The sequence below is a fragment of the Nocardia sp. NPDC004860 genome (genome assembly GCF_040609015.1).
Classification (GTDB): domain Bacteria; phylum Actinomycetota; class Actinomycetes; order Mycobacteriales; family Mycobacteriaceae; genus Nocardia.
In genome coordinates this window covers 1-10621 of sequence record NZ_JBEXJI010000059.1, presented here as the reverse complement: position 1 = coordinate 10621, position 10621 = coordinate 1, and the positions used below count along the sequence as shown (strand labels likewise).

Annotated in this window: 10 protein-coding genes and 2 pseudogenes; 7 read left to right on the top strand and 5 right to left on the bottom strand. The window is 65.2% G+C overall.

Translation table 11 applies throughout. The features are described from left to right. Together ABZV44_RS45310 and ABZV44_RS45305 are read right to left on the bottom strand one after the other, a co-directional pair. A pseudogene (locus ABZV44_RS45310) lies at positions 1-731 on the bottom strand (NAD(P)(+) transhydrogenase (Re/Si-specific) subunit alpha); the annotation flags it as partial. Between the two features lie 26 nt (positions 732-757). Next, positions 758-1495, bottom strand: a complete 738-nt coding sequence (locus tag ABZV44_RS45305) for a PaaX family transcriptional regulator C-terminal domain-containing protein (protein ID WP_354851531.1) — start codon at positions 1493-1495, stop codon at positions 758-760. 170 nt (positions 1496-1665) lie between these two features. Between ABZV44_RS45305 and ABZV44_RS45300 the strand changes: the two genes are divergently transcribed. The 5 genes from ABZV44_RS45300 (at position 1666) to ABZV44_RS45280 (ending at position 7742) form a co-directional block, all read left to right on the top strand. Then, positions 1666-2832: an acyl-CoA dehydrogenase family protein gene (locus ABZV44_RS45300; RefSeq protein ID WP_354851528.1), complete on the top strand. Its 1167-nt coding sequence runs from the start codon at positions 1666-1668 to the stop codon at positions 2830-2832. Positions 2833-2843: 11 nt separating this feature from the next. Further along, the gene (locus ABZV44_RS45295) at positions 2844-4427 is read left to right on the top strand and encodes a long-chain-fatty-acid--CoA ligase (protein ID WP_354851525.1); all 1584 of its coding nucleotides are present in this window, start codon (positions 2844-2846) and stop codon (positions 4425-4427) included. Continuing rightward, positions 4424-5344, top strand: coding sequence for an SDR family oxidoreductase (locus ABZV44_RS45290; protein WP_354851538.1), 921 nt, complete (start codon positions 4424-4426; stop codon positions 5342-5344). Before ABZV44_RS45295 ends, ABZV44_RS45290 begins: the two co-directional genes overlap by 4 nt. Before the next feature lie 25 nt (positions 5345-5369). Further along, a complete protein-coding gene (locus tag ABZV44_RS45285; RefSeq protein ID WP_354851522.1) occupies positions 5370-6182 on the top strand; it encodes an enoyl-CoA hydratase/isomerase family protein in 813 nt (270 codons plus the stop codon). A gap of 198 nt (positions 6183-6380) precedes the next feature. Continuing rightward, positions 6381-7742, top strand: a complete 1362-nt coding sequence (locus tag ABZV44_RS45280; RefSeq protein WP_354851535.1) for a transposase — start codon at positions 6381-6383, stop codon at positions 7740-7742. 529 nt (positions 7743-8271) lie between these two features. Here the strand turns inward: ABZV44_RS45280 and ABZV44_RS45275 are convergent. The 3 genes and pseudogenes from ABZV44_RS45275 to ABZV44_RS45265 form a co-directional block, all read right to left on the bottom strand. Beyond that, the gene (locus ABZV44_RS45275; protein ID WP_354851520.1) at positions 8272-8568 is read right to left on the bottom strand and encodes a hypothetical protein; all 297 of its coding nucleotides are present in this window, start codon (positions 8566-8568) and stop codon (positions 8272-8274) included. Then, entirely contained in the window at positions 8565-8816 is a 252-nt protein-coding gene (locus ABZV44_RS45270; protein WP_354851518.1) for a hypothetical protein, read from the bottom strand. Before ABZV44_RS45270 ends, ABZV44_RS45275 begins: the two co-directional genes overlap by 4 nt. A 33-nt stretch (positions 8817-8849) precedes the next feature. Then, positions 8850-9101, bottom strand: a pseudogene (locus ABZV44_RS45265) (hypothetical protein); the annotation flags it as partial. A gap of 253 nt (positions 9102-9354) precedes the next feature. On the opposite strand from ABZV44_RS45265, the gene ABZV44_RS45260 reads away from it, so the two are divergent. Both ABZV44_RS45260 and ABZV44_RS45255 read left to right on the top strand, forming a co-directional pair. After that, on the top strand, positions 9355-9642 hold the full coding sequence (locus tag ABZV44_RS45260) for a hypothetical protein (RefSeq protein ID WP_354851516.1): 288 nt from the start codon (positions 9355-9357) through the stop codon (positions 9640-9642). 838 nt (positions 9643-10480) lie between these two features. Further along, the coding region (locus ABZV44_RS45255) for a histone-like nucleoid-structuring protein Lsr2 (RefSeq protein ID WP_354851533.1) at positions 10481-10621 on the top strand (141 nt) is incomplete at its 3' end.

Sequence of the window (10621 nt, the reverse complement as noted above, 5' to 3'; positions counted from 1 at the left end):
AGGGCCTGCTGCTGCTGGGCCTTCTCCTCGTCGGTGAGCTCGCGGGCGTAACCGCCCTCACCGGCGGCGTCGATGCCCAGGTCCAGCCACTGCGCGCCGACCGAGCGCACCTGGTCGGCGACCTCGGGGCGGACGTCGTAACCGGTGGTCCGGCCGCCGAGACGCTTGGCGGTCGCCAAAGCCTGCAGACCGGCGACACCCACGCCGAGGACCAGCACGGTGGCGGGCTTCACGGTGCCCGCGGCGGTGGTCAGCATGGGGAAGAAGCGGGTGGACTCCGACGCGGCCAGCAGCACGGCCTTGTAGCCGGCGACATTCGCCTGCGAGGAGAGCGCGTCCATCACCTGGGCGCGGGAGATACGCGGAATGGCTTCCACCGCAAAGGCCTGCACGCCCGCGCTCTTCAGCGCACCGATCTTGTTGTCGGCGTTGCGAGGTGCGAGGAACCCGATCAGCGTCTGCCCCGACGACAGCTTGGCGATCTCGCTGTCGTTCGGCGCGGCGACCTTCACGACCACATCCGCGGTCCACGGGTCGCCCAGTGTCGCACCCGCTGCTAGGTAGGCGTTATCCGCGATGCGCGCGTCGAGTCCGACGTCGGGTTCGATGATCACCTCGGTCCCATGCCGGAGCAAGCTCGGAATGATCTTCGGTACCAAGGCGACTCGACGTTCACCCGGATCGCTCTCGCGAACGACGCCGATGCGCGTTGTCGCCTGTCTCGTGTCCACTTTCGATGGTTCCTAACTTTGGTGGTTCAGCCCTGGCTGTATTCGCGCAGGCGTTGCGCGTAGGCCCTGTTGAACTCGGAGAAACGTTGCCGCAGTTCGTCACCGGGCCAATCCGCGGGCAGCAGCTCGGGCGGCAGGCACGGATCGAGCAGCAGCTGCCGGAATACCTCGGCATTGGCCATGAAGCCGGAGACCAGCGAGTCGGCGGCCTCCAGTTCGACGCAGAGTCTGCGGCTCTCCGCGGCCCAGGCCGACAGATCCCAGAGTTCGGCGGCCAGCTCCGCGTCGTTGCGGTACCGGCCCTCGAAGAACAGGCACTGTTCGGTAGCGATCCGGTCGATGTGCTGGAGCAGGTTCGCCGGACGAGTCCATACGCCTTCACGCAGTTCCGCGAAACGCGCGCCGAGCATGCTCTTGCGCAGGGAAACTCGTTCGGCCAAGGGACGGGCGGTGGTGGTGACCACCGCGACCTCCCAGTTCCCGTTCCACTCCTTCGGGATGGGTGAGCACGCCTGCTCCTGCTGTGCCTGGCGGCGGACGAGTCGTTCCGTCAGGCGACAGATGCCGTTGTCGACCGTCACGTCGCCGTCGGCCGCCATCCGAGTCAGTGCAACACGCGTGGTCCGTTCCGCGATCCCGAACAGCTCGCCGACCTTGATCAGAGCCTGAGCCGGGAGCGCCGGAGGGTGATAGCCCAGCAGCGTGCTGATGGCGACCGACCGTGCGGTGAGCGGCTGGATGGCGGGGAGATGGCGGGATGACACGGTAGCGACGGTACACCTCCGGAAATCTAACTTAGGTCCGACCATTGTCATGGTAGGTCCAATAGGCTACAGTCTTGCATCACCTGATGCAGGTCTGTGACGGACTCTCGATGATGGGAGGCCCAGACGAGCGGAATCGAGAGCTGTTCGATGTTCGACAGGAGTTGCCCATGCCGGGGCCGATGAATTTCGCCACCACCGCTGAGCAGGACGAGTTGACCGCGGTTGCCCGCGATTTCGGCAGGCAGCGGCTGGCGCCGTATTACAAGCAGCGCGAACGCGAAGGCGCACTGGACCGGGCGACTCTGCGCGATATGGGGAAGCTGGGCTTCTTCGGCGTCTCGATGCCGGAGAGCTCGGGCGGACTCGGACTCGACTGCGTGACCGCCGGTCTGGTGCTCGAGGAGCTGTGCGCCGCCGATTACAACATCGGTCAGCTCATGGTGACCGTGTCCCTCGCGGCGACGATTCTGGACCGCCACGGTGACCCCGAGGTAGTCGGGCCGTGGCTGCGGAAAGTCCTTGCCGGAGAAACGATTCCGGCTATCGCGCTCACCGAGCCGCGGGGCGGTTCGGACGCGGCGAGCCTTGTTGTTCGCGCTCGTCGGGTGGGTGACTCCTACATTCTCGACGGGGAGAAGACTTCCATCAGCTTCGCGACGCAGGCGGAGGTCGCGGTGGTGTGGGCTCGAACCGGACAGCCGGGCAGCGGCGCACGTGGCATCAGCGCGTTCCTGGTTCCGCTGTCCCTGTCCGGAGTCACCACCGGCGAATTCGAGGACATCGGTGGTCGCGCGGCCGGCCGCGGATGGGTCCACCTGGACGGGGTGACGGTGCCCGCCGACCATCTGATCGGCGCGGAGCACCAAGGCTTCGTGCAGGTCATGCAGGGATTCGATTACAGTCGCGCACTGATCGGCCTGCAATGCCTGGCGGTCGCGCGGCAATCCCTCGAGGAAACCTGGGCCGCGGCGGCGCAGCGCCAGAGCTTCGGCAAAACGCTCACCGCACATCAGGGCGTCTCCTTCCCGCTCGCCGAAGCCGAGACACACATCCACGCCTGCCGCCTGATGTGCTTGGAAACCCTGTGGCGCAAGGATCAGGGCCTGTCGCACACCGCCCAGGCGGCGATGTGCAAATGGTGGGGCCCGAAACTGGCGTTCGAGGTGGTGCAGACCTGCCTGCTGATCAATGGCCACGCCGGGTACAGCGCCGAGCTGCCGTACGAGCAGCGCCTGCGTGACGTGCTCGGCCTGCAGATCGGCGACGGCACGGCACAGATCATGAAGATGGTGATCGCGCGCGAAAAGATCGGCCGCGACGCGGTCGCGCGGTGAGCTGAAATCCAATGAATCGGAAGAATGCCATGTGGCGTCACCAGGAAATACACACCATCCCGGACATCGCGTCGTACTGGGCGCAGCACGCACCTGACAAGATCGCGCTGGCAGCGGCGGGCCGATCCAGAACCTACGCGGAACTCGAAGCGCGGTCCAACACCATCGCCGACGCGATCACCGCGAGTGGCATCGCGCCCGGGTCATATATCGGATACCTGGGCAAGAACTCCATCGCGTTCTTCGAGATCTGGTTCGGCGCCAACAAGGCGGGATGCGGTCTCGCGCCATTCAATTGGCGTTGCACCGTCGACGAACTCATCGAACTGACGGAGGATGCGCAGACTCCGCTGCTGTTCGCCGACGCCGAATTCGCGGATGTCGCCGAGCACGTTCACCAACGCGTCGACGGCATTCGGAACGTGGTCGTGGTCGATGCCGGAACGGACAGCGCTCTGGATACCTGGCTCGACGATCATGGCGCGACCGATGTTTCGAGAGCCTCGATCGCCGACGGTGACATCGCGATGCTCTGCTACACGTCGGGGACGACAGCGCAGCCCAAAGGGGTGCCGATAACCCACCGCGCGTTCCAGCACTGGTTCCTCGCGTCGTCTCTGGAGCAGGCCGAGAAGTGGAGTTCGGACGATGTCACGCTCATGGTGATGCCGAACTTCCATCTGGCAGGCAGTTGGGTCTCCATTCCGGCGCTGTATCACGGTGGGACACTGGCGATCTTGCCCGCGTTCGATCCGAAGGCTTTCCTCGCTGCCGTGACCGAACACCGGCCCACGGTCACCTGCCTGGTTCCGACCGCCATGCAGTTGCTCCTCGACGACCCCGCTACCGCCAACTACGATTTCTCAAGCCTGCGGCGGATGTTGTATGCGGGGTCCCCGATCAATCCCGCTACTCTGCGCCGCGCCATCGAGGTGTTCGACTGCGATCTCATGCAGTTCTACGGAACCACCGAGACGTACATCATCACGCTGCTCCGGCCGGAACAGCACGATCCGGACAATCCGCAGTTGCTGACCTCGTGTGGCAGTCCGCTGCCCTTGGTCGAGATCAAGATCGTGGACCCTTTCGGGGAGGAAAGACCCGACAGCGAGATCGGCGAAGTGCTCGTCCGCTCACCCTGGATGTTCGCCGGATACTGGAATCGTCCCGATGCCACGGCATCCGCCCTGGTCGCCGGCTGGTACCGCACCGGTGATCTGGGCAGAAGGGGCCTGGACGGGAACCTCTACCTGGTGGACCGGCTCAAGGACATGATCGTCACGGGCGGTGAGAACGTCTATTCGGCCGAAGTGGAACGCGCGCTGCTGCGTCACCCTGCGGTGCGCTCCGCCGCGGTCATCGGTGCGCCCGATGCGAAATGGGGTGAGCGGATCGTCGCGTTCGTGGTGCTCGAGACGGACGATTCCCCCACTGCCGCCGAGGATCTCATCGCACATTGCCGCAGTCTCATCGCCGGTTACAAGGTGCCGAAGGATATCCGCTTCACCTCCCTGTTGCCGGCGACGGCGAGCGGGAAAATCCAGAAGGCCATCCTCCGCGAGCGCCTCATCCAGCAAGACGGTCAGCCGAAATGAGCGGCGACCGCACGAAAGCCTCGAAGGAGTCGCATATGCGTTATCAGTCGGTCTTCACCCCGGGCCTGTTCGACGGACGCACCGTCGTGATCACCGGTGGCGGCAGCGGCATCGGCCGTTGCACCGCGCACGAGTTGGCCGCTCTCGGCGCGCGGGTGGCGATCATCGGCCGCGATCCGGACAAACTCGCCCGGGTCCGGGGAGAGATCGAAGCCGATGGCGGTCTTGTCAGCACCCATGCCGCCGATATCCGCGACGAGCCCGCCATCATCGCGGTGATCGAAGAGATTCTGGCCGAGCACGGCCGGATCGACGGATTGTTCAACAACGCCGGCGGACAATACCGTTCACCGCTCGAATCGATCACCACGAAAGGCTTCGAGGCCGTCGTGCGGAACAACCTCACGGGCGGTTTCATTGTCATGCGGGAGGTCTACAACCGCTGGATGAAGGAGAACGGCGGCGCGATCGTGAACATGATCGCCGACATCTGGCACGGTTGGCCGCACTTCTCGCATTCCGCCGCGTCGCGCGGTGGAATGCTGACGCTTAGCGAATCGGCCGCGACCGAATGGGCGGCTAGTGGAGTTCGCGTGAATACGGTCGCTCCGGGCTCCATCGCGTCGAGCGGCTTGGACACCTATGACCCGAAGGACACCGAGTTCATCCAGAAGAAGGTGGCCCGGGAGATCCCGCTGCAGCGTTTCGGGACGGAATCCGAGGTGTCGGCGGCGATCGTGTTCATGCTCTCCCCGGCCGCGAATTTCATCACCGGCACCTGCCTCCGGATCGACGGTGGCGCGCCGAATGCCAAGCCCGGCTGGTGGGACCTCGCCCCGGCCGAGCGCAACGAGCCGTTCGACGGATTCCACCGTTCCACCCTGCCGGACATTCTGGCCGGCCGGACCAATTCCTGACTTCCACCGACATCGAGAGGCGGCCATGGCCCCGAAAGTTCTGTACGACAAGCGCGATCAGGTCGCGTACATCACACTCAATCGGCCGGAGGTGAAGAACGCGATCGACATCGAGACACACGAGCTGCTGTGCGATATCTGGCGTGACTTCCGCGACGACCCCGAGATGCGGGTCGCCGTCATCACCGGCACCGGCGACGCGTTCACCGCGGGCGCCGACCTGCGCACCCATGCGCCGGAATGGCAGACCGTCGGCCCCATGGTCGGGCGGGAGCGGATCGAGGATGGGCTCAGCGGCATCACCCGCGGTCCGCTCGCGCGGATCAACAAGCCGATCGTCGCCGCGATCAACGGGTGGTGTGTCGGGCACGGCGTCGAGCTCGCCATGGCCTGTGACATCCGAATCGCTTCCGACCGCGCCCAATTCGGGACCTTCGAGGTGCGCCGGGGGATGCACCCGGCAGATGGCGGCATCGTCCGGCTGGTCAACACCTGCGGTGTCGGTATCGCGTTGGAGCTGTTGCTGACCGGCGAACCCATCTCCGCGGAACGCGCGTTCACCGCGAACATGGTCTCGCGGGTGGTGCCGCACGACACGCTCGAGGAGGAAACGGCCGCTTTGGTCGCGCGCATCCTGCGGTGCGACCAGGCCGCGATCGAATCGGCGAAGGAGACGACGCTCGAGATCATCGGCCGACCGCTCCACGACCAGCTGCGCGTCGAGGCCATGTGGGGATATGCCCTCTGCGGTGGCAACACGACGGTGGAAGGGCGCTCACAGCAGTTCTTCGACAAGGTCGATCGAGGACGGGTGGGAGCGACGGCGACGCCGCTCTGAAACACCGCGGTAGTCGTCGGTGTCGTTGCGACATGCGCAGTGCGGGACCGGACAACCCGGTCTCGCACCACTTTCGTTGCGCTGGAGGTGGACCGCGTTCGTGTGGCTCTGGCGCACTTCCGGTGGTGGTCGGGCGGCGCTAGGGCCTGTCCTCAAAGCTGGTGTGGTGGACCTGCATTGATGCTGTGATATGTGGTCATGGTGCGGCGGCATGAGTTGACCGAGGAGCAGTGGCGGGTCGTTGAGGCAGTGTTGCCGGTGTCGGGTGCCAAGGGGCGTCCGCGCGTGGATGACCGGCTGCTGGTGAACGCGATGTTGTACAAGGCCAAGACCGGGATCGCTTGGCGGGATCTGCCCGAGCTGACCCGTGGCCGCACCCGCGACGTTCTCGTCCGCATGGACGGAGACGTCACGGAGACATCCTGGATTCCGTTGGAACAGTGCAACATCGACGCGAACGGCATCGTGACCGGGCCCGCGCTGCAAGAGCAGAAGGCCTTGCACCTCACCGCGTTTACGATGCTCGCCACCGCGCCGACGGCAGCGGACACGCCACTGCCCGACGCCGAACTTGAGCCGCTGATGCAGCCGGTCCTCGACGATCTCCTCGCCGCGATGGCGCGAGACGATCGTGACGCCGCGAGGGTGGTGCTGCATCGATATCGCGAAGAACTCCAGCTGGTCAAGCGTTCCCGCCTCGCCCACATGAGCGCGCGGCTGACCTCCGTCAAGATCTGGGTCAGCGGTGGGCGTGCAGCACCCGTAGAGCTCGCCAAGCCTGTGGTCGTGAAACGGGCGTCGCCATCGGAAGCAAAGTCCAAGGCGGCCGAACGTGCGTCGGAAACGCAGGACCGATCGAGCAACGGATTGCGCGACAGCGACATCGGTCGCGTCGGCAACATAGTCGTCAGCCTCGAACGTGCACAACTACAGAACGACCCTGACTCTGCTCGCGATCTGTTGAAGCAGAACGCCAAACTGCTGACTGCGTTTGAATCAGCCAATGTTGCAAAAGGATTGAGATACCGCCTCGCTGATATCCGTGTCTGGCTCACAACGCTGGACAGCGTCAGCGCACCACCAGCTGTACCGCCGAAGCCCCAGACACCAACACCGCTCAGCGCGCCTGCACCCGCCCCTGCCCAGGTTCAGCCCGCTCCTGTCGACTCCCGCGCACCTCGGCCGTCTCCGCACCGAATGGCCAACCGATTGGAGGCGCTTCTGCAAGCGGTCGCCTCCGAGCACCGTACTCTGGCGAGAAATGAGCTCACCGCGCAGTTGGCCGTCTCCGCACCCGAGCTGGCTCGACTACTGCTCACGATCGGGCGTGCGGACCTCGAGATCGGCTCGCCTCTTCTCGCCGCGCTGATCCTCACACCAAGTGGCGAGCCCGACAAAATCTTTGAGCAGATTGCCACCCAGCTCGGCTACCAACCCATCGGCGAGGATTGGGACTGGGCCACGGTACAAAGACGGGAACTCGAACGCGTCCATGCCTGTTACACCTCGGAGCCCTTGCCGCAGCCGCTGCTCCTCGCACCGTCTGCGCCACGCCAATGACCAAACCTTCTGGCGGTCACTAGCACCCGAGCGCATGGCGAAAGCGCAGACTAACGCGCATTACGCTCCCGCAGCCACTCCACCGCGCCCGCCAGCAACGCTTTCACCGTCACCAGCTGCACGGCGAACCTGAGCTAGTTTGTGGTATTCGCGCCGGCATGAACCGGACGTGCCAACGCATCGCCGTCATTGCCCGCAGGTCATCCGGTCACTGACCGGCCGTACACAGCTTGGCCTGCTGGAATTTCGACTCCCGACGGGAAATGGCCAGGGCTTCCTCGAGATGCGGCAATGGTGCCCGGCAGAGTCGGCAGAACCCCGGACCGTTCCACCAACACAAGGGTGAAGGCTGCCAACGGCCAGTCGGTCAGCTGCCGTCGACCGATCACATACCGCGTGATCCGATCCAGCTGCTTCTGCTCCACCCCGCCGGTATGCCGCGCACTTGCGAACGACCCGCCGCAATCACCGCGACCCCGTGAAGGGTTGCCGGACAACGAGTTACAGACCGGACGAAACGTTCACCGCGCTACAGGTCCAGCGACGCGCGCAGCGCCTCCTCGACCCTCTCCATCGTCTCTGGGTCGGTGCTGGCGATCCGCTCACCCACCCATTGACGATACAGCCGATGCGTCGCGGCCGTATTAACCCACCCGTGCTCGGGGATCGGCACGGTCAGCAGGTCACCGTCACCTTCTTCGAGCAGGTCCAGGCCCATGAACCAGGGCCGCTCGCTGTCGAGCACCGCCTGGTTGGAGGCCAGCAGCACGATCTTCGTCAGTGCCGCACCGGGTTGTCCGTAATAGTGGATATCCCCGTGCCTCACGCAGCGCCCTTGTGGCGGCGCGCAGCCTCAGCAGCATCGGCAGCGGCCTGCTCGGCCTCGTACTCGGCGGCGGCGTCCGCCTCGGCGACCGGCTTGCTCACCGGCCGGAAGTCGCGAATCGCCTTGTCACGGCAGGCTTTCGAGATCCATGCCGAGGGCGACATCCCGGCCAGACCAGCCTCACGTTCGGCGATCTCCCACGCGCTGGACTCCAGCGACAGCGAAACCTTCGTAGTCCGACGAGTCATACCTGCGATCCTACCCGCGACCCGACCCGATAGTCATGCGACCGGATACGGCTGAGGGACCGTCGACTGGGCAGCGTCACGATCGGCCCGCACCCCACGAAACGAGGGATGCCGCAGCAGCCCCTCGGTGCTGACCTCCCGACACTCGATGTCGGCCACGATGACCGGCACCACCCACCGCGCAGCCCCGGAGACCTCGCGCGGCACCGAGGCCGCCGACGGCGGATCCAGCACCTGCAACTGCTGCACCGCCGAGAACAGACACGACGAGCTCGATCGGTGAAACCCGTTCCCGCAGACCCGATATACCGCAGCAACCCGTCCGGGCGGTGGCCGGCCAGCAGCAGCGACCCCACCATCTGGAAGTCACCGGCCAGGCCAAGAAACCCGATCACCACAGCCTCCACACTGCGCCGGAAAACCGTCTTGTCTGTTGACTGCACGACCAAGTCCTCCACGGGAACGAAGGAGTTGGTGTGGACAACGATCTGCGGAACTCACTGATGAACGGTTTGCGAAGCTCCCCACGGTCGGCTCGGTGGTCGCCGGGCCGGGCAAGCTTCCCCCGTTTCTGGTGTGCGACGGACACGGCGCCTCGCTCGAGCCGATCGAAAGTTACTTTCGCGACCTGGCGCTGAGCGATGCCAGCCCGCTGACCGGTAAGAGCTATGGCTATGACCTGCTGTGGTGGTTCCGTCTGCTGTGGCGGTTGGACCTCGACTGGGCCCACGTGAGCGAGGCCGAGACCGCGCTGGTGGTGGGCTGGATGCGACCAATCCACAACGGCGCCGGCGCGCCACGGCGGCTGCACCGCCGGGTTGCGTGAACGCCCGTATCGGCAAGCCATCGCTGAAAGCCGGTTGCGCGCCACGCACGATCAACCACTGTCTATCAGCGTGGTGTGGGGCTTCTACGCATACCACGCCGGTTTCGGCCGCGGCCCGGTACCTTCCGAGATCCCGACACAAGGCTCGGTCGGCGTCACCTCCCACGGCGACGACGTGGTCGTCCTGCCCCCCCGAAAGACGCTCCGCCTCGCTGAAACCTGACGGTCGGCCGCTGGCCCACCACAGCAGCACGGCACGTCTGTCGGGGCCGCCGATGTGCTATCACATCAGTCTGTGCCGGAATGTGCTTCGGCGAACTGCCGTACGACGTTCGCCGATCGTCCCTCTTCACATCGTTTGCCCGATTCCAGGAAGTGCCTACATCGACCACCTCGTCATCGGACCATGCCGCTTCTTCCCCCCGACCCCGCACGGCTCTGCGACAGGCGTGGGCGATCCTCGGATTCCGCTCTACACAGGGGAATTCGCCGCCGACCCGCATCTGGTGTATCGCCGGATGCGCGAGCGGTTCGGCACGCTGGCACCGATCGAACTCGGGGTGAACCGCCGATCGAGGACATAGGCATCTGTCGATTCGGTGACCCCGGTCAGGGCGGCCGCCTCTGGGAACGTGTCTTCGACTTCGTCCATGGCTCTTCACCGCGGCTCGCCGGCCGATATCGGCCGGGCAGCCGAGCATCGTATTGATCACCTGGAAGGTGAGTGGATAGGCGGGAGGGTGTCAACTCGTCTCTGCGCTGTAATGTCGCTGAAGTCGGGGGTGGAATGCGGGTACCGCCCGCTGCCCCGAGCACGTCACACGTGGAAGGGCAGTCCATGGCGAAGAAAGTCACCGTAACTCTGGTTGACGACTACGACGGCAAATCGAAGGCCGACGAGACCGTCTTTTTCTCGATCGACGGCAACGACTTCGAGATCGACCTGTCGAACAAGAACGCCGGCAAGCTGCGGGAGGCC

What these genes read in the sequence shown, in the direction of transcription:
- ABZV44_RS45300 (WP_354851528.1), top strand. Translation starts at nt 1,666, where the DNA reads ATGCCGGGGCCGATGAATTTCGCCACCACCGCTGAGCAGGACGAGTTG.
- ABZV44_RS45295 (WP_354851525.1), top strand. Translation starts at nt 2,844, where the DNA reads ATGAATCGGAAGAATGCCATGTGGCGTCACCAGGAAATACACACCATC.
- ABZV44_RS45290 (WP_354851538.1), top strand. Translation starts at nt 4,424, where the DNA reads ATGAGCGGCGACCGCACGAAAGCCTCGAAGGAGTCGCATATGCGTTAT.
- ABZV44_RS45285 (WP_354851522.1), top strand. Translation starts at nt 5,370, where the DNA reads ATGGCCCCGAAAGTTCTGTACGACAAGCGCGATCAGGTCGCGTACATC.
- ABZV44_RS45280 (WP_354851535.1), top strand. Translation starts at nt 6,381, where the DNA reads ATGGTGCGGCGGCATGAGTTGACCGAGGAGCAGTGGCGGGTCGTTGAG.
- ABZV44_RS45270 (WP_354851518.1), bottom strand. Translation starts at nt 8,816, where the DNA reads ATGACTCGTCGGACTACGAAGGTTTCGCTGTCGCTGGAGTCCAGCGCG.